This window comes from Okeania sp. SIO3I5, assembly GCF_010672085.1.
GTDB lineage: Bacteria > Cyanobacteriota > Cyanobacteriia > Cyanobacteriales > Microcoleaceae > Trichodesmium.
Genome location: NZ_JAAHHT010000025.1, coordinates 106447 through 125861, shown reverse-complemented (window position 1 = coordinate 125861; position 19415 = coordinate 106447). Strand labels below are relative to the sequence as shown.

Genomic DNA, 19415 nt, shown 5'->3' with positions numbered 1-19415 from the left:
TAAATTAGGACTTTCATTAATGGATAATGGATAATTACCTCTCCCTAAAAGGGAGAGGATTGACGAAAAGGAAAAGATTTATTTTTTTCCCCTTGAAAGGGGAGGCTTTAAACTTGAATTATCTAATTATTTAATTATTTAATTATTAATTATTCCGGTAAATGTCAATTTATTAATTATAATTAAGTGCTAAAAGTCTATATGCAGTGTTATGATTCTTATGATAGATGCTATGATGCTATACCTGAGTGGGTTTGCATTTTAATAAGCTTCCACTAAAGCACCAAATAAAATTAGATTCTATATCAGTGATTGAGAATCTATTGGCAACTAAAAAATACCAAATAAGACTTACCATAGAATAGTAATTATGTCACAAGGAAAAGGTTTCTTCGGCGGCGGCTTAGGTAAAATGAAAGAACTAACTGAAGCTTTTAAAAAAGCTCAACAGGTTCAAGACGGAGCTAAAAAACTTCAAGAAGAGCTGGATCAATTAGAAGTTGAAGGATCAGCAGGTGGTGGTTTGGTGAAGGTTTTTCTAAGTGGGAACCAAGAACCACGGCGAGTAGAAATTTCACCAGATGTATTGAAGGAAGAAGCAGATGTAGTTGCTGAACTGGTGACGGTAGCAATGCAGGATGCTTATGCTAAATCTACTGCTACTATGCGGGAACGCATGGAAGACTTGACAGGTGGTTTAAATATACCTGGGTTATCGTAGTTTAAATAATAATAATGGCTAGGAAAGGTTTGAAGTTAATTAGCTACAAAATATAGTAGACTAACTGAGAAGCTCTATCCTAGTCTTTTGGATTTCTGAAAAATTTAGAATTTAGAACTATAGCAATCATATTTTTATTTGTGTTCAAAATTTTGTCGCTTTTTGGGAATAGTTCATTAATAGATAATTAATAATGGATAATGGATAATTGATAATTACCTCTGGTTAAAATCGTAACGGAATTGAATATAAGGAAATATCCTAGCACTTTTTTCCCCTTGAAAGGGGAAGCTCTTAAGATGAATTATTGAATTAATAACTATTAATTATTAGGTAATGGGCAATAGGCAAGAGTATTAGAGTTTATTTCTAGTTTTTGAATTGTTAAAACCTATTTTAGGATTGCTATAAAAACATAGTTAATTTGTTAATTTAATAATTCTGCATTCTAAATTCTAAATTAAATGAATTTAATAATTCTAAATTCTGCATTCTAAATTCTAAATTAATTTATGCCTTATAAATTATTATTTGTTTGTCTTGGTAATATTTGCCGTTCTCCCTCGGCAGAAAATATTATGAATCATCTGATAGAAAAAGCTAATTTGAGCGATAGCCTAGTTTGTGATTCTGCTGGTACTGCAGGTTATCATATAGGTAGTTCTCCTGATTCTAGAATGACTTATGCAGCTAAAATGAGAGGTATTAATCTCAAAGGTTCAGCCCGTAAATTTAAAGTAGAAGACTTTAATAATTTTGATTTAATTCTCACAATGGATAAGGAAAATTATCGGGATGTACTTCGCTTAGATAGTGCTGGTAAATATGGGGATAAAGTTAAGTTAATGTGTGAGTTTTGTAGAGATTTTGATGTTAAGGAAGTACCCGATCCTTACTATGGTGGTTCAGATGGATTTGATTATGTTATTGAGATACTTTTAGATGCTTGTGAAGGGCTATTAGATTATTTGAGAAATCAAAATAAAATAGTAGAGTAGTTAGCGATCGCTGAATTTCAGATTACTTACCTGTACCTGAAAAATTATTAATTAGGATTTGCTGAATAATAAATGATTTATCGTCAGTTTAAGTGGTACTAAATCTGGAAAAAATTCCCAAAAAATACTAACTAAATTAATTTTAACTCCTTGAGTCCGATGGATTCGATTATGTTGTTGAGATACTTTTAGATGCTGGTGAAGGGCTATTAGATTATTTGAGAAATCAAAATAAAATAGTAGAGTAGTTAGTGATCGCTGAATTTCAGATTACTTACCTGTACCTAAAAAATTATTAATTAGGATTTGCTGAATAATAAATAATGTATCGTCAGTTTAAGTGGTGTTGAATCTAGAAAAAATCCCCAAAAAATACTAACTAAATTAATTTTAACTCCTGGGGATTTTTATTCCCCTGACTGGGAAAAATGCACAGACAAAATTTAACACTTCTAACTATTCCCTATTCCCTTTAATTAAGATTAATTGGGGCTTGCTGAAAAAAGCAAAGTGTGGGAAGTGTGTGAAGACAGGGAAAGTAGGAGAAATAATTTTTCCTTGATTTTTCTGTCATAGTTACACCAAAGTCCTCACTTTATGCAGCTCTTTTCACCGAAAAACTGATATTTTTTTTATGACTTAAAATCGCTAAAACCTTGATCTGTAAATGCTTATGTTTTTAATCAGCAAGCCCTAATTAGCGAAGTAATTTTCCATAGTAAAACGAACCAATTCAGCGCGATTGTTAGTATTAGTTTTTCTCAATAAACTACTCACATATTTTTCAATAGTCCTGGGACTTAAATGTAGGCGATCGCCGATTTTCACATTAGAAAAACCATGAAGTAAGAGACTCAAAACTTCCTGTTCTCTAGCTGTTAAATTAATCTGAGAATTTATGATAATTGAGTGAGATACTGTTTCTGAATAATCTGATTTTGATAGTTTTTCTGTTGTTAAAGGTTGAGTATTATTAGGTAAAGAATTAGGTCTGGGTGAAGCTTGGGCAATCAGAGCATATCGATCTAATAAAGAGCGAACTACTGCTCCTAACTCTAATAATTCAAAAGGTTTTGGTAAATAAATATCACACCCCAGTTGATAACCTTTTACTCTGTCCTGTGTACTTGTATGAGCAGTTAGAAAAATTACAGGTAAGAGACGAAAAGTTGGACGTGCCCGGACTCGTTTTACCAGTTCATAACCGTCCATTTCTGGCATAGCAATATCAGTAATAATCAGATGAGGCTGAGATTTATCAACTACATCCAGAGCTTGTTGACCATTTTCAGCTTTAATAACTAAGTAACCAGATACCTCTAGGTAGTCACTGACACATAACCTAGTTCCAAAATCATCATCAACAACAAGAATTGTTAGGGGCATGGTTTCACAGGAATACTGAGTCGAAGAAGTTAACGTTAGGAATAGGAAGATACCTAAACTATCAAAATAATACAGTTATTGGTAAATAGATAGATAAAATGGCTCAAATTAATACACAGGAGTAATTTTAGGCATTTTTATAAATAGTATAGTTAAAATCTTTACTTGACTTGGGTTTACCAATTTTTTTTAGTTCTAAAGTCGGTTGAATTGGAGATACTATCTAAGCATTTACAGGGTTATGTATGAAATGTGTAGGCAGTTGAATATCAAATTATTGACAATACTAGATCGATCTAGTTTACTATCTTCTACTGTACAGGTGATTGGCGTTTGCCGAGCATTCCGTGCATTTACAGGGTTATGTATGAAATGTGTAGGCAGTTGAATATCAAATTATTGACAATACTAGATCGATCTAGTTTACTATCTTCTACTGTACAGGTGATTGGCGTTTGCCGAGCATTCCGTGCATTTACAGGGTTATGTATGAAATGTGTAGGCAGTTGAATATCAAATTATTGACAATACTAGATCGATCTAGTTTACTATCTCCTACTGTACGAGTGATTCGCGTTTGCCGAGCATGACAAACGGAAATTACCTCCTACGACTACTGACTATTGACTACTAAATTTTGACTAAATTGATAGTGAGGTTGTTTAACCGAATTTGATATGACAAGTCTAATGATGTTTGTGCTTTAGCTATTAAAAAAAACTTTACCTCCGATTCTCTAATGCTTTGCCTAAGAGTTTGTAAGTTTATAGACAAATATTCATCTATAATATCAACTCACTTTTCCAGGTGTTATCCTTATGGGGAATTACTCAAAGGTCTCTCTATTCCATCCGCTATAGCATTTTGAACTGCTTTTCGCAGAATATTGTAACTGCCATTGAGGTCTGCATTGATTAATAAACCATTTTTTGATTTATATCAACCTCTATATAATAACCATTACCGAAAAATTTTGGTTTAAAGCCTCCCCTTCGATAGGGGATAATAAATAAAAATTTTCATGATTAGTCAATCCTATCCCTTTCAAGGAGAGGTAATTATTAATTATTCATTATTCATTATTAATTGTTGAAGAGGTACTAATCTAATTTCGTTGACTTTTCCTTGAATTTTGGTCGGGATTGATATCTTTGTTCCTGAAGGTTCTAAAAATTCCTTTTTTAAACCTTTTTTACTAATCGCTTGAGAGGGATAAATTGTCATAACAATTCAAAATTCAAAATTATTAATTCAAAATTTCAGACAATTAGTGAAAATTTAAAATTATTAATTCAAAATTCAAGACAATTAGTGAGGTCAAATAAGAGCTATTAATTGAAGACCAGCAAATTCAAGATTATGGTGGGGGGCTTATACCCAAAATCAATCAATTTTTCATAATTAATTTTGAATTTTGAATTTTGCATTTTGAATTCAAAAAATTGTCACACAGCGACCTTTTCACTTATCTTTGTATCTTGGTAATTTGGGGAAAGCCCAGATCTTTATGAGGGTTTTCTGAGTAGTCTTGTATAGACGCAAAAAATGAACTCCAGCACCTATCTACTAATCTAATTATTTGACAACTGACTTTACGCTTGTATTGCTTTGTAGTCAACCTAATCTTTAAATTAAATGATAAGTTTTGGTAGAGTTTAAATACTTTTGGTTAAAGATAAATTCTTGTCTAACAATATAATTAACTGCATTAAATAAATTCTTTAGATAAAAAGCATAATTTATCAATTTATTGATAATTAGAATGGTGCTTGCTAATCATAAATTTTTCAATCAGTTTCAGCATGTCATTCCTGAGTATTGTTTTTAAACTGTGAGTAAAATAAAATAATTTTCCGTAAATGTCTATAAATGTCTATATTTTTGTTGCAATTAAATAAGACTACAATCTTTACCGAATAATTAATAATTAGTTATTAAATAATTTAGCTTAGAAGCCTCCCCAATAAAGGGGAAAAAAATACATTTTTTCCTTAAGCGTCAATCCTCTCCCTTTTAGCAGGGCTGTTTCAAAGTATTGTGAGTTAACAATTTAAGGATAACGAGAGATGTTTAGGAGCAGAAAATCAAGAAATTAGCCACGTAGAAAGCAGATTTTTCAGCTTCGGAGTGTTATTAAACTCTGTCTAACATATCTGGTTCAATTTCCTCAAAGCCACAACAAGAAGTTAATTAACCTTTAAGAATAATTGAGAAATTTGGGGAAAATCTTGGGGTAAAGAGTGGAAAATTATTCCTTGCTCAGAGCTCCCCTGCTCCCCCTATACCTTAGCCAAGAATGAAACAGCCCTGCCTCCATTTTAGGGAGAGGTAATTATGAATTATCAATTATGAATTATGAATTATCAATTATCAATTATCCATTGTTCCCTTTTAACTTCCCTGGCGGGACGTCCCGCGTTGTCCCGCTAGGGCAACGTCGTATGGGAAAGCCAGGGCGAGCGTTCAGATATTTCCACAAATAAAATGTTCCGCTCCCATTGACAAGCAGGAGCTATTTTATTACCGTACTCATGGTTGGTCTAAAATCAACGAATACAGGGGGAGGACATCACCTCTGTCATGCGCAGCAGCCTGGGAAACCCTGGCTGAAGAATCCCGAGTTTTCCCGCAAGGGCAACGTCGGGAGTATGTCAATGATAACTTACGGCTAAACTAGCTGGTTGTACAAGATTTCCATGGAAAACAATACCTCGCTGGTTAGCTGCTAAATGACGCAAAATCTTATAAATGGTTTCTATTTTATCGGCAGCTCCTGCTTTTTGAGCTAATTCTTCTAAAGATAGAGGAGATCCCTCTTGCTTAAGGATATTTATTACCTGTTGTTGTAATTCTAGCACTGTAGCTGCAGCTTTTTTACCAGCTTCTACTCCTGGTTGGTGATAGGCATTAATATTAACTAGAGAACCATAAAAACCAACTGCCCTCTCATAAAGGGCAATTAAGGCTCCTACATTATAAGGATTAACTTTAGGAATAGTGACTGTAATAGAATCTCGCTCATTTTCATAGAGTGCTTGTCTAGTACCTTGGAGAAAACCAGATAAGTAGTCCCCAGAAGTTACCCCTGGTTCTACTTCAGGAGAAGAACCTTGACGATCTTCTAGAACTTCTATAAAAGTGACAAAGAAGTTAAGTACACCATCGCGCAACTGTTGTACATAAGCGTGTTGGTCTGTGGAACCTTTATTGCCGTATACCGTAATACCTTGGTTGACTACGTTGCCATCTAGGTCTTTTTCTTTACCTAAAGATTCCATAACTAACTGCTGTAGATAACGACTGAATAGCAGTAGATTATCTTTGTATGGCAAGACTACCATATCTTTTTCCCCATGACCATTACCTACGGCATACCAACTCAAAGCTAATAAAGCAGAGGGGTTGCCTTTAATTTCATGCTTGCGAGTCACTGCATCCATTTCTTTTGCCCCGGCAAGTATTGCTCGAATATCAATTCCTTGCAATGCAGCGGGTAGCAAACCAACAGAGGATAGTTCGGAAGTACGTCCACCTACCCAGTCCGCCATCGGAACTATATCTAGCCATCCTTCAGATTTAGCTAGGTTACCTAGCTTACTATTATAAGTAGTAGTAGCAACGGCTTGACTGGCAAAGTTTAAGTTTTGAGATGCAAAGGCTGCTTTGACTTCCATCATACCATTGCGAGGTTCTGGCGTACCTCCAGATTTGGAAATGACTATAACTAGGGTGCTATTGAGGCGATCGCCCAGTTTGTGGAGTACCCGGTCTATACCTGCTGGATCTGTGTTATCTATGAAGTGTATTGCCATTGGTGGGTCATCAAGACCAAGAGCTTCGGCGACAAATTGGGGGCCTAAAGCTGAACCACCAATACCAATGGACAGAATATCTGTAAATTTTGCAGCATTAGGTGGTTTGATTTCTCCACTATGGACTTTCTTGGCAAAAGTTTCTATTTGTTCTAGAGTTTGGACAATTTCTTGTTTGATTTCGGGGGTGGGAGCAATATCAGCATCTCTCAACCAATAGTGGCCAACCATCCGATTTTCATCTGGGTTAGCGATCGCGCCTTTTTCTAAAGCTTCCATATCTTGGAAGGCTTTTTCAAATTTAGGCTTCATTCTTTCCACAAAAGAGTCATCAAATTTAATGCGACTTATGTCAACGTAAAATCCTAATCCTTCGTGGTAGTAAAGCCAATCAATATAGCGTTGCCAGAGTGCTTTTGATTCCATAAAAATTACTGTATTTACTATTTTTAGTAGTCTGCCATTTCATTTGTAGTTTAGAAGACTAGATTTCTGGCTTTGGTAAAATACGGATAAATTTAACAATTTGACCTGTTACTTCTATGCCAATCAGATAATTGTCCACAGTAAATCTGTAGAAAATACCACTGGTTCCAAGTTGTCTTAGTTCTGGCAATTCTTGTAAATAATTTATTTGACTAAATTTAATAAAAACAAAATCATATACTTGTTGGTAGGCAACAGATTCTATGACCTTAAGGTCTTCGATAAAAGACCGAGCATAACGCACTTCTAGGCTCATCTCAATTATCAGTTATTAGTTATTAGTTATCAGTATTTTTGGCTAAAGCATCGGGATTGAAAAACTGAACTTTACTTTTTTTTCTCTAGAAAAGGGAGGCTTGATACTCTATTGTTTTGTCACAAGAATGTTGTTTTTTTATAGTTTTTCTATTATAAATTTAATCAAAAATACTTGTTTTTAATTTAACTATCTTCTTTGTCAAAGTATAATATTTGCAAGGCTTCTTCTCTAGTGAATATATCTCCTGGTCTGTGACTTGTTTTAGATTTTTGAATAGCTGTCATAATGATACTATCATAATGAAGTGTTTGTAAATATTCCCAAGCTTTTTCTAATTCTACATCAGACATTTTTTCAATTAAAGAATACATCTTAATCTTGATAAAACCGATAGTCTTTGATTTCACTTTATGTTTCTCCTCTATTTATTATTTTACAGAAGTTTTATACTTGATAGGCAATAGGGAGTTATACCATTTATCAAAAAGAATGCTACATAAGATTGGGTGGGGAAGTGTGGGAGGTGTGGGAGGTTTGGGAGGTGTGGGGAGAGGTCGGGACGTTGCTTGAGCATTAATGCGTTTTCCTTACGGAATGCTTCCTCTTACAGAGGAGCTGCGCTAACGCAAACATGTCGCGTAGCGTTAGCGGAGCGAAAGCGTCAGCAAAACGTCCGTACGAAAAATATATACTAATCTACCTTAAAATTGTCAAAAAAAGACTTTTAATCTTGATAACTATTTGATTGTTGAAGTGTAGCTGAAGTATAGCATTAATTCATGGTAATTGGTATTAGAAGTAGGGAGTAGGAAGTAGGGAGCAGGGAGCAGGAAATATAGAGAGTAGGATAGGGAATAAGCCAAAAATATTTACCCTCTCAGTAGTACCACATTAATCTAGAATCTACTATAGTAATCCTCTAATATATTTGTGTATAAAAATCTTACCGCTTTTAGGGAACAGGGAACAGCTCATCTGGCAACAGGTGGGAGTTTCAGCTTTTTTATCTACTTTTTGATTACCCGCAACCTATTTAGGATTGCTATATATATTTTACTAACAAATTAAATTGTTTCTGGATGTTAATTTGTTTTAATTACTAAAGTTTCGTTTAAAGCGAGGATCGAAATGATGTTTCTTTTTTTGGTTGCAGTTGTGACAGAGGGTTTGTAGATTACTAATATCATTACTACCGCCTGTAGCAAGGGGGATAATATGGTCAATAGTAAGTTTTGTTTCTGTTGAATTTTTACCACAACTTTGACAGTGGTAATTGTCTCGCTCAAACACATATTTTTTAACTGCTAAAGGAATTGTTATCCGTGGTGTTTTGTTCATAATTAATCTTCCAGAAAATTACTAAAATTCAATAATATGATTATAGCTTTTATCAGTAAGCTTGAGTTATACTTGTCTTTTTTTCTTTTCTGTTCCCTGTTTAAAACCAATAATTTTTTACATCAACACTTCTGGAGAATTGCTATATATAGTAATCCTATTTAAATTGTAATATTTGGCTGGTAGAGGAGGCGTCGAATTGAAGAACTACAGAATTTACTTATGTTTTCAGTTTAAATTAACTATCATAACAATTGTCACAACCAATTTAGGACTGCTATATATCACTAATTAATCAATTCTCACAATGATAAATTTATTAAAAATATATAGTCTTTCTAAATAAGCCTAGTTTTTTTGTGTAAAAAAATCAGTAATTTTGATAGCGAGAATAGTTAATCAGTTACTCGGATTGGGTATTCCTAAGAGTGAAATTTTATTATATTTTCACTTTTAATTTATCATAAAATTGACACAAAAATAAGATTTATAATCTCCTATTTTAAGGGAAGAAAAAAAATCAATTTCAGTATTTCAAATCTCTGTTTTTACCGAAAAATTAAGGTATAAAACCTCTCCATTCATGGAGAAAAAGCGGTCGTTAACGTTTGCGATAGCATTCCGTAAGGAAAGTTTCCCGTAGGGTGAAATGGTGAGGTTTCCCGAAGAATGGAAAGCCTATCCAAAGTGCGGCATATCCAATTTACCAAGAGAAGAAAAAAATTCCTTTTAACCCAATCCTTCTGTTACAGAAGAGGTAATTATTAATTGTTAATTGTTAATTGTTAATTATTGAACCACAGCTACTGATAACTGATAACTGATAACTGAAAAGACGGAGTTTACTATTACTTAAATTTAGATTGAATAGATTTGAAAAAATTACTCCTTGACCAGATAAAATAATTATGTAAACTCAATGATTTATGGCTATGTCTTCGGAAATAAATTCTACACCTACATCAACTACTGGAGCAGATGCAGTTGATGAGGCGATCGCTAAGGGAATAGATTTAGATGGGTCTCCTATTCCATCAGAAAAACTCGACCTTTATCAAAAGGTTATGGGATTAGAAGGTCAACGACAAAGGAGTGGGGTTAGTAATACAATGCGGTCTCGTATTGTGCGTATTGGGGCGAAGCATATTGCACAAGATGAGTTAAATAATATGTTGAAAAATGCAGATTTTGCTGAATTGAAGGAAAAAGAAATTGCCTTTTATTATGGTGGGAAATAGCTAGAGTAGGGGTTTGGTTTCCAAACCCATTTGGTTTCCAAACCTGTTTAGTTTTAAAACCGTTAAACTGAACAAACTCCTAAAAAAAAAGATTTAAAAAATCAAGATTTTCATGTACTTCAGCTATTAGGCAAGATTTTTAATTATTGGCGGGTTTGGTAAACAATTATTTTTTCCTTTCTTTATTAATTTTCCTGATTAAATTTTTCTCGTAAATCATCAAGTGGGGATTCTGATTCACTATTTTCAGATAACTTTTTTTCAGATGTTTGAGAAATTTATTGTTCGTCAGGGTAAAATTCTAAAGCAAGTTTGATTTTGCCTTTTACCCAACCACCTGAACCTAATCTTAATACTTTACAATCAAAATCATTACAACCTATATGTTTACTCAATTGTTGCAGTAACTCACTAACTTGAAAGGTTGTACTTTTTATTATGTGGGATTGATTTTGACGAAGTTCTTCTTCTACTGAAATAACTTCATCATGTCTCAAATATTCAAATTGATTTCCCATGTAATTTTTCCCTTTAACTCAATATATATAAATATATATAACCCATTTGATATCTCTTAGATTGACTTTCCTTTCTAAAACATTCGCGATATAGCTGCCCCACTTGTTCCGCTTTTCATGTGGCGCAGAGTTTCATGTCGCAGATCGAACCAGGAATGGAGTCCTATCGCGCTCGAAAGTATGCTATTTTTAGTTGAATAAAAAGTCATGTGCATAGACGAGCGCCACCTTATAGTTTTTATTATATCACAAAAATTGTGAGGATGTCACTGAAAATCTTTTTTACGATGCGCGATTTTTCTCAGGAGCTTCATAAAATGAAAATGTTGATGATTTTCCACGCTAGAATAGATGGAAAGAGATTTATGAGAAGCTCTCACTTTCTGGAAAATATTTCTGGTATTGCTCTATTGCTCCTTACGAAAATTCCTGAATATTTGATTGTCTTTGAGGCCGGAAAGTTGGTTGAATAAAAAGTCATGCGTATAGACGAACAACCCCTTATAGTTTTTATCATATCACAAAAATTGTGAGGATGTCACTGAAAATCCTTTGAGGCGCGATTTTTTCAGGAGCTTCATAAAATGAAAATGTTATTGATTTTCCACGCTAGGATGGATGGAAAGATTTAATTTTTTACCGGGATTTTCCATGACTGCATTTTTGAGAAAATTTGAAATATTTAGGGCGAGCAAATTTCCTACACAAATCAATTTTTTCCCCAGAACGTTTCTACTGATTTTCCTGATGAAATTTTTGCGGTAAGTCATCAAGTGGGGATACTTTAGTTTCCAGATATTCTGAATTATTATCGCCGGAATTTTCTGCTTGATTTTCTGAGTGACTTGATGCTTTTTCTTCTATTTATTATTGAGGTTTGTCAGAGCAAAATTCTAGAGCAAATTTTACCGGGATTTTCCATGACTGCATTTTTGAGAAAATTTGAAATATTTAGGGGGAGGAAATTTCTTGCATAAATCAATTTTTTCCACAGAAAGTTGCTCTTGTAATAGGTTTGAATAGTGCTTTAGCAGCAAAAATCTAGTACCACTAAAGCACGACTACTAACTGGGAAAAGTTTCCTACACAAATCAATTTTATCCCAGAAAGTTTCTACTGATTTGCCTTATTAAACTTTTGCCGTAAGTCATCAAGCAGAGATACTTCAGTTTCCAGATATTCTGAATTTTTATCGCCGGAATTTTCTGCTTGATTTTCTGAGTGACTTGATTGATTTTCTTGTATTTCTGATTCAGGTTAATCAGGGGAAAATTCTAGAGCAAATTTTACCGGGATTTTCCATGACTACATTTTTGAAGAAATCTGAAATATGTAGGGGGAGGAAATTTCTTGCATAAATCAATTTTTTCCACAGAAAGTTGCTCTTGTAATAGGTTTGAATAGTGCTTTAGCAGGAAAAATCTAGTACCACTAAAGTACGACTACTAACTAGGAAAAGTTTCCTACACAAATCAATTTTCTCCCAGAAAGTTTCTACTGATTTTCCTGATGAAATTTTTTGCCGTAAGTCATCAAGCAGAGATACTTCAGTTTCCAGATATTCTGAATTATTATCGCCGGAATTTTTGGCTAGGTAAATCAAATTTTTCCCAGAAAGTTTCTACTGATTTGCCTTATTAAACTTTTGCCGTAAGTCGTCAAGTGGGGAGACTTCATTTTCCAGATCTTCTGAATTTTTATCCCCATAATTTTGGGTTAGATAAATCAAATTTTCCCCAGAAAGTTTCTACTGATTTGCCTAATTAAACTTTTGCCGTAAGTCGTCAAGTGGGGAGACTTCATTTTCCAGATCTTCTGAATTTTTATCGCCAGAATTTTCTGCTTGATTTTCTGAGGGACTTGATTGATTTTCTTGTATTTCTGATTCAGGTTAATCAGAGCAAAATTCTAGAGCAAATTTTACCGGGATTTTCCATGACTGTATTTTTGAGAAAATTTGAAATATTTAGGGCGAGCAAATTTCTTGCATAAATCAATTTTTTCCCCAGAAGGTTTTTACTGATTTTCCTGATGAAATTTTTGCGGTTAGTCACCAAGTGGAGATACTTCAGTTTCCAGATATTCTGAATTATTATCGCCGGAATTTTCTGCTTCTTTTTCTGACTGACTTGATTCGTTTTCTTCTATTTATTCTTGAGATTTGTCAGAGCAAAATTCTAGAGCAAATTTTACCGGGATTTTCCATGACTGTATTTTTGAGAAAATTTGAAATATTTAGGGCGAGCAAATTTCTTGCATAAATCAATTTTTTCCCCAGAATTTTTGGCTAGGTAAATCAAATTTTCCCTAGAAAGTTTCTACTGATTTTCCTGATGAAATTTTTGCCGTAAGTCGTCAAGTGGAGATACTTCAGTTTCCAGATATTCTGAATTTTTATCGCCAGAATTTTCTGCTTCTTTTTCTGACTGACTTGATTCGTTTTCTGCTGTTTCTTCTTCAGGTTCATCAGGGTAAAATTTGACATTAAGTTCGACTTTAATTTTCCCTGTTTGCCAACTTTGATCTCCCGGTTTTAGCACTTCGCATTCTAAACCATCATAATCATCATCAAATAGTTGATTTTTTATTTCACTGTTCCGAATATCTAGTCTTCTAATAATTGCAGATATTAATTGATAATTTGTTAGATATAGATATTGAAATTGATTTGCAGACAAATCTAAATATTTGTATGTCTGTTCATCAAGTTCAACAACCTCTTCTCCCTCTAGAAAAATAAACTCTTGATTATCTGAATTTTCTGCCATTTTTAATTCCTCTATTTTCGATCAAATATTTAATGAGCAACTGTAGGTGTAGGATGTCTCAACAAAACATCCTACACTTTTCAGAGATAAAAATGTAAACATTTCCTGCGGAATGTTGCGCAAAAAGCTCTTAGCAGTAGTCAGCACTTCAGGAAATAACGAATAATTCCTTCTAAGTTTAAAGAAGCTTACTTTTGCAGTAACTTTTAATTCTCTCTCAATTTCTCAATTGCTTTTATCTTCTCCTCTCATAAATAGCTGATTCATTTATTAGCAGTCAACTTTTCCTGCGGAATGCTACGCAAACAGCTTTTTAATGAATGAAGTAAGTATTCGCTTAACTTATACTAGATTTTCAACTAGAGAATTTAAGAACAAGAACAAGTAACTCTAGTTGCCGACTAAAGGTGAAAAAGCTAACTGCTGAATACTTACTTGATGCCTAAATACTTACTCAAAAATTCTCCTAACTATTCAAATTCATCTGCCGACGCAAATCATCAAGAGGCGAAACTTCACCACTCTCCAATAATTTCTCATCCTCACCACTTACCACTTCCAAATTTTCCTCACTTTTGCCAAAATTAAACTCAGAAATAATTGGCAACTGCCGCTCATTCAACAACATCGTCTGGAGACAACTATTAATATAAGAAACTACCCGGTTATAAACCTTAATTTTCTCCTCAACCTCAGTTTGTAAACGTAAATTTCTTTGAATTTTTTCCGCCGCTTCTGTCTCTAAACTTTGCTCTAAATATTCCCGCGCCTGATTATATTGCTGCATAATATCTTCCCCTTGTTTTTCAGCCATCGGTAATAAATTAGTCTTCAAAGTTTGATTCACAGTTTGCCGAAAAGTTTGCCGAATACTCTTAGAAACTTTTGGCTCAAAATCTAACTTCAACAATTGTCTAATTGCAGGTTCCGCTTCTACCATACTGCTACAGTCAAAACTTTGAGAAGTCTGTAATAAAGTCTGCCGAAACTGATAGATAGAAAAAGTTCCTTCATCATAAAAACGCGGACTTTCTCGTACAAACCTGTCACATTCTATCCGCGCTGCACTTATTAATGCCGTGCTAACTGTTTTTTCTACTTCCTTTAAATGTTTTTCAATTGCTCCATCATTGCCTAACAAACGATAGAGTTGTCGATAATAGTCTGACTTGCGAACTCGATCAATTAAACGTTGGAAAAATCCAGTTATTACTAACTGAGTAGAGTCAACTAAAATATCCTCTAATTGATTCGCTAAATAATAAAGAGCTTCGACTAAAACTGCTAATAAAGGTGCCGTTGCATTCCGTGGATGATTAATAGTTGCCCGACTATAAGCAGCTTCTACAGAAAAAGTATCTAACAGTTCATCTAAACGACGAATCATTCGAGATTGGAGTTGATTAAAATCTGCTTCAAAACCATCACATTTATTTGTAACTAGCAAATTTACTTCCTCAGTAATATGTTGACTAAATCCTTCGCCCACTTCCTGGAGTTGAGAATTTAATAATGATAATTCCTGAGCTTTCATTGCCTCTATTTCTTGAGGTTGACTTGCCAAGTCTCGTTGAGTTGCTAAATAATTTTTCTGTAATTGTATACAGATATTTTGTAAATCATCTGCCAAATTTGCAAATAACTGGGGGCGTTTTTCTTCCTTCAGATAGCGAGTAATTCCATCGCGAAATTCTTCTATCCCACTATCTTTTATTAATTGTTCGATTAATAGTTTACCCCACTCCTCTAAAATCCTGAAATAATTTTCATTAGGCGATTCAAAACCATTAATACTTACCCGAAAATTACTGGGAAGTTTGCGAGAAGTTCCACAATAATTATTAAAAGCATAGACAAATTGTGGCGTTTCCTCCTCTCCATCCAAACCTTTAACACTATTAGCAAATATAGTATCCAAACCAAAGCGATCGCTCCGACTTGTCTCTTTAATTAAACTGCCATAAAAACCTAACAATCCACTGGTTTTATAAATCTTTTCCGTATCTCGAAAATCAGAAATAATCAAACTTTCTAATCGCTGCCTAAGTTGAGAATTGTACCAAGTTTCATCTATACGATTAAAGACATAAAAAACCCTATCCCTAATGCCAGGATTTTCTCGCATTTTTTCCAATAATTCTGTTTCCTCAGTTGTCATATCTCCCGCAGCAGCAGGTTTTAAAACACAAACAACTGCCGAAGTTTCTGGGTTCTCTATTTTGTCATAAGTAACTTGAGCATCCTTCTCTACAGGAGCATCAATTCCTGGAGTATCAATAATGATATTTCCGTCTTCTAATAAAGGATGATGACAATAATATTCTACTTTCTTCAACACAGCACTATTCATTCCTCTTCTGGCATAACTCGCTGCTTCTTTCAGGTTGGAAAAATTAAACTGTTCCATTGAATAAATAGAATTTTGAGTCGGATGAATAAATTCTTTATTTGCCTCAAAACCATCCACTAATAATTTTAATGCTTTTGCTTGTTTAGCACGTTCCGATTTATTTTCCCCTCCTTCATTTTTAATAATTGCGTTGCATTGTTCTCGGATAATTCCAATTACCTCTGATTGTTCAATATTGGCATTAGAGTCTAAACCTAATTGTTGTCGTAAAATTGATACTTGTTCTTGAATTTCAGCAATACTTAAAAATGTCAAAACTACTCGTTCTTTTTCAGGTTCAGCATATTCAATATAACATTCCGTTCCCGTGGCGTGACCTTCCGCACTGTAAAGTAATTCTCTCCCTAATAAAGCATTAATTAACATCGACTTCCCCGCACTAAAAGCTCCGGCAAATACTATTTCAAATTTTGGGGAAATTACTTTATTTAAAGAAGAGCGAACTGCCGTTGTATCTTGTTGTCTAAGAGTAGGTTCTTGATGTAATAATTGAAGTAGATTTTCTACCTGATTTTGTAAATCTTGACATTGATGAGGAATTAGGTTCATTTTTGCCTGATGGTATTAGTAAATTTCTACTATTTTAGTATAAAGGAATAGGAAATAGGCAATAGAAATAAAGATATAGTAATCCTAAATAAGTTTTCATTAATGGATAATGGATAATTACCTCTCCCTAAAAGGGAGAGGATTGACTAAAATAAAAAATTTATTTCTCTTGGTTGATTGGATATGGCGCCGGTAACCCATCCATCCCATCCTTCGGACTGCTTCGCATTCATGTCGCGTTTGCTTTAGCATTCCGTCGGAAAGCGAAACGACCGCTTTTTCCCTTTTATTGGGGAGGGTTTAAACCTGAATTATCTAATTATTTAATTGTTTAATTGTTTAATTATTAATTATTTCGGTAAGATTGTAGAGGTTTGGTCTCCAAACCCGGTTTGGTCTCCAAATCCAAGAACAAATAGGGTGCAAATATGATTTGCAAAAATACTTTTTTCTATTCCCTATTTGCTAAAATTTATAAAGATAAATTTTTAGCTTTCTTCTTGCATTGAGATGCACCCGAAAAAATGAGATTTGGAGGCCAGAACCCTAAAGTTTTCTTACAAGTGATTTAGAATTACTATAGGTGTATCTCATTAGTCTGAGAAACTCTATATAATTAATCATGTAGTTACAAATTATCAAAATTAAAAAATCTATGGCAATTAAACTTTATGACCTAGTTGCAGCAGAAGAAAACAGAGCTTTTAGTCCCTTCTGCTGGAGAATTCGCATGGCTCTAGCACATAAAAATTTAGAAGTAGAAATTATACCCTGGCGACTGACAGAAAAAGAAGTGCTCGCTTTCTCTAATCAAGACAGAGTTCCTGTAATTGTTGATGGAAATAAAGGAGATAAAGTAGTTAGTGACTCTTGGAAAATTGCTAACTACTTAGAGGAAACTTATCCAGATAAACCTTCTTTATTTGGCAGTGCTGAAGCCAAAGCTCAAACTATGTTTATTGACTCTTGGAATGGAAGTCTATTAGGTGTTTTAGTGCCAATAATTTTATATGATGTGTTTGAAAATATTGACCCTAAAGATAAGGCTTATTTTCGAGAAAGTCGTGAAAGTTTTTTTGGTAAACCTCTAGAAGAATTTCAGGATGTTACAGAGGAGCAAATCAATAATTTCAGAACTTTCCTAGAGTCTTTAAGAAACACTATCAGTCAGCAACCTTTTTTAGCAGGAGAAACACCAAACTATGCCGATTATTTAGTCTTTTCTACTTTTCAATTTGCTCGTACTATGTCTCCAAAACAACTATTAGAAACTAGCGATCCAGTTTATGCTTGGCGAGAAAAAATGCTCGAATTATTTGATGGTATAGGACGCAAAAATCTAGGTTTTAATTAATAAAAAATCCTATAGCAGCCTAATCATAGATCAGGAAAACTAAAAAACTCAAAAGTAAGCATTTAGCTCTTAGAATTTAACTATCAGCTTTTCCTCGGGAATAGGCTAGCCCATAAGCTTTTGAAAGTAATAACTTACTAAGATTGGCTGATAACATTTTTCCTGTCGGACTTTTAATTCTCTTTGGATACTAATTCATCCTTCTAAAATAATGAGTTAATAACTCATAGCTGAATGCTGAATGCTGATAGCTGAATGCTTACACTCAAAACTATTAGACTTGCTCTAAAGTTTTGATTCAAGTCAGGAAATAGATAATAAGAGGGGTAATTTTTTTGATTTTATATCTTGATTTTATATCTGGAATTAATTTCAAAAAGTTAGCATTTTGGGTTCCTAATTCCTGAAAAACCAAAGGATAACTATTCCCCTTACCTCCTAACTCCTTTCCTCACCAAAAAACTTGTTCAGCAAACCCTAATTAATGAGAAAAATCAACAAAGAATACTTTTAGAGTAACGTTTAATTTTTTCTCAATCTTTAAACTCTAAGTATTCCTTCAAAAAGAACAAATTAATTGCTGACAAGCAATAACTAATAGCTGTATGCTTACAAAAAACTAGACAAAAATTGGAGGTTTTTACACTATGACTCTAGACTTATATTACTGGCCGACTCCTAATGGTTGGAAAGTAAGTATCATGCTCGAAGAAACAGAAACTCGCTATAATTTAATTCCTGTTAATATCACGACTGGAGAGCAGTTTAAACCAGAATTTCTCAAAATTAGTCCTAACAATAGAATGCCTGCTATTGTTGACCATAATGGGCTTGATGGTAATCCTATTTCTATCTTTGAATCAGGAGCTATTTTGGTTTATTTAGCAGAAAAAACAGGTCGCTTTCTTCCAAAAAAACCAGGCGATCGCTACACTGTTATTCAATGGTTAATGTTTCAAATGGGTGGCGTCGGACCGATGTTAGGACAAGCTCATCATTTCCGTCAATATGCACCCGAAAAAATTTCCTATGCTATTGAAAGATACACAAAAGAAACATCTCGTTTGTATAGAGTATTAGATCAACAATTATCTCAAGTTGAATATGTAGCTGGAGATTATTCGATCGCTGATATGGCAATATATCCTTGGATAGTACCCCACGAAAAGCAAGGGCAAAATTTAGCAGACTTTCCTCATTTAAAGCGATGGTTTGAAACTGTTAGTCAGCGACCTGGGGTGAGTCGTGGTTTAGCAGTTTTAAGTGAGAATAGGATAAAAAATCTGGATGAAACAGCAAAGGAAAATTTTTTCGGTGCTCGTCAGTTTCAGCGGTAATTAACTATTAGTTTTTATTGGGAGGGTAAGTATTTTTCCACTCTCAAAAATTTTGTAGAGATGTTCTATGAAGCTTCTCTACAAATATCATTCAGACTGCTAACTTTTCTCCCAACAAATTTCTCAATCTGCCAAATTTTTCAAATCTCAAATATCCTCTTTTCAACTTTCCAAATAACTTTGAGTTAGCACCTTGTGGTGAGTCGTGCTTTAGCAGTTTTCAGTGAGAGTCGGGTGCAAA

At 33.9% G+C, this 19415-nt stretch carries 14 protein-coding genes; 5 read left to right on the top strand and 9 right to left on the bottom strand.

What is annotated here, in order from left to right; genetic code table 11:
* Window positions 1-370 precede the first annotated feature (370 nt).
* Both F6K40_RS08015 and F6K40_RS08010 read left to right on the top strand, forming a co-directional pair.
* Window positions 371-721, top strand: a complete 351-nt coding sequence (locus tag F6K40_RS08015; protein WP_293133865.1) for a YbaB/EbfC family nucleoid-associated protein — start codon at window positions 371-373, stop codon at window positions 719-721.
* A gap of 512 nt (window positions 722-1233) precedes the next feature.
* A complete protein-coding gene (locus F6K40_RS08010) occupies window positions 1234-1719 on the top strand; it encodes a low molecular weight protein-tyrosine-phosphatase (protein ID WP_293133862.1) in 486 nt (161 codons plus the stop codon).
* Between the two features lie 693 nt (window positions 1720-2412).
* Here F6K40_RS08010 and F6K40_RS08005 read toward each other — a convergent pair.
* The 5 genes from F6K40_RS08005 to F6K40_RS07985 all read right to left on the bottom strand — a co-directional run bounded on the left by F6K40_RS08005 (window position 2413) and on the right by F6K40_RS07985 (window position 9000).
* Window positions 2413-3105: a response regulator transcription factor gene (locus F6K40_RS08005; RefSeq protein ID WP_293133859.1), complete on the bottom strand. Its 693-nt coding sequence runs from the start codon at window positions 3103-3105 to the stop codon at window positions 2413-2415.
* A gap of 2651 nt (window positions 3106-5756) precedes the next feature.
* Window positions 5757-7343 (bottom strand): glucose-6-phosphate isomerase, encoded by a 1587-nt coding sequence (locus F6K40_RS08000; RefSeq protein WP_293133856.1) that lies wholly within the window; start codon window positions 7341-7343, stop codon window positions 5757-5759.
* A 58-nt stretch (window positions 7344-7401) separates the two neighbouring features.
* Window positions 7402-7659, bottom strand: a complete 258-nt coding sequence (locus tag F6K40_RS07995) for a cytotoxic translational repressor of toxin-antitoxin stability system (protein ID WP_293133853.1) — start codon at window positions 7657-7659, stop codon at window positions 7402-7404.
* A 185-nt stretch (window positions 7660-7844) separates the two neighbouring features.
* Window positions 7845-8069, bottom strand: coding sequence for a hypothetical protein (locus F6K40_RS07990; RefSeq protein ID WP_293133850.1), 225 nt, complete (start codon window positions 8067-8069; stop codon window positions 7845-7847).
* Between the two features lie 685 nt (window positions 8070-8754).
* The gene (locus F6K40_RS07985; RefSeq protein ID WP_293133848.1) at window positions 8755-9000 is read right to left on the bottom strand and encodes an HNH endonuclease; all 246 of its coding nucleotides are present in this window, start codon (window positions 8998-9000) and stop codon (window positions 8755-8757) included.
* Window positions 9001-9932: 932 nt separating this feature from the next.
* Between F6K40_RS07985 and F6K40_RS07980 the strand changes: the two genes are divergently transcribed.
* Entirely contained in the window at window positions 9933-10238 is a 306-nt protein-coding gene (locus F6K40_RS07980) for a small RNA NsiR4-regulated ssr1528 family protein (protein WP_293133870.1), read from the top strand.
* 278 nt (window positions 10239-10516) lie between these two features.
* Here the strand turns inward: F6K40_RS07980 and F6K40_RS07975 are convergent, their stop codons facing one another.
* From F6K40_RS07975 to F6K40_RS07960, 4 genes are all read right to left on the bottom strand, one after another.
* The gene (locus F6K40_RS07975) at window positions 10517-10756 is read right to left on the bottom strand and encodes a KGK domain-containing protein (RefSeq protein ID WP_293133846.1); all 240 of its coding nucleotides are present in this window, start codon (window positions 10754-10756) and stop codon (window positions 10517-10519) included.
* A 1408-nt stretch (window positions 10757-12164) separates the two neighbouring features.
* Complete coding sequence (locus F6K40_RS07970; protein ID WP_293133844.1) at window positions 12165-12359, bottom strand: hypothetical protein; 195 nt, start codon at window positions 12357-12359, stop codon at window positions 12165-12167.
* 715 nt (window positions 12360-13074) lie between these two features.
* Window positions 13075-13524 carry a KGK domain-containing protein gene (locus F6K40_RS07965; RefSeq protein ID WP_293133842.1) on the bottom strand — a complete coding sequence of 150 codons (450 nt, stop codon included), beginning with the start codon at window positions 13522-13524 and terminating at the stop codon, window positions 13075-13077.
* A 466-nt stretch (window positions 13525-13990) separates the two neighbouring features.
* Entirely contained in the window at window positions 13991-16483 is a 2493-nt protein-coding gene (locus tag F6K40_RS07960) for a dynamin-like GTPase family protein (protein WP_293133840.1), read from the bottom strand.
* A gap of 655 nt (window positions 16484-17138) precedes the next feature.
* Here F6K40_RS07960 and F6K40_RS07955 point away from each other — a divergent pair.
* Both F6K40_RS07955 and F6K40_RS07950 read left to right on the top strand, forming a co-directional pair.
* Window positions 17139-17837, top strand: coding sequence for a glutathione S-transferase family protein (locus F6K40_RS07955; protein ID WP_293133837.1), 699 nt, complete (start codon window positions 17139-17141; stop codon window positions 17835-17837).
* Between the two features lie 647 nt (window positions 17838-18484).
* Window positions 18485-19174, top strand: a complete 690-nt coding sequence (locus F6K40_RS07950; protein WP_293133835.1) for a glutathione S-transferase N-terminal domain-containing protein — start codon at window positions 18485-18487, stop codon at window positions 19172-19174.
* The last annotated feature ends 241 nt before the right edge of the window (window positions 19175-19415 follow it).

Coding starts and splice junctions, on each gene's coding strand:
- F6K40_RS07975 (WP_293133846.1), bottom strand. CDS start 10,756: ATGGGAAATCAATTTGAATATTTGAGACATGATGAAGTTATTTCAGTA.
- F6K40_RS08000 (WP_293133856.1), bottom strand. CDS start 7,343: ATGGAATCAAAAGCACTCTGGCAACGCTATATTGATTGGCTTTACTAC.
- F6K40_RS07995 (WP_293133853.1), bottom strand. CDS start 7,659: ATGAGCCTAGAAGTGCGTTATGCTCGGTCTTTTATCGAAGACCTTAAG.
- F6K40_RS07955 (WP_293133837.1), top strand. CDS start 17,139: ATGGCAATTAAACTTTATGACCTAGTTGCAGCAGAAGAAAACAGAGCT.
- F6K40_RS07950 (WP_293133835.1), top strand. CDS start 18,485: ATGACTCTAGACTTATATTACTGGCCGACTCCTAATGGTTGGAAAGTA.
- F6K40_RS07980 (WP_293133870.1), top strand. CDS start 9,933: ATGTCTTCGGAAATAAATTCTACACCTACATCAACTACTGGAGCAGAT.
- F6K40_RS08010 (WP_293133862.1), top strand. CDS start 1,234: ATGCCTTATAAATTATTATTTGTTTGTCTTGGTAATATTTGCCGTTCT.
- F6K40_RS08005 (WP_293133859.1), bottom strand. CDS start 3,105: ATGCCCCTAACAATTCTTGTTGTTGATGATGATTTTGGAACTAGGTTA.
- F6K40_RS07965 (WP_293133842.1), bottom strand. CDS start 13,524: ATGGCAGAAAATTCAGATAATCAAGAGTTTATTTTTCTAGAGGGAGAA.
- F6K40_RS07960 (WP_293133840.1), bottom strand. CDS start 16,483: ATGAACCTAATTCCTCATCAATGTCAAGATTTACAAAATCAGGTAGAA.
- F6K40_RS08015 (WP_293133865.1), top strand. CDS start 371: ATGTCACAAGGAAAAGGTTTCTTCGGCGGCGGCTTAGGTAAAATGAAA.
- F6K40_RS07985 (WP_293133848.1), bottom strand. CDS start 9,000: ATGAACAAAACACCACGGATAACAATTCCTTTAGCAGTTAAAAAATAT.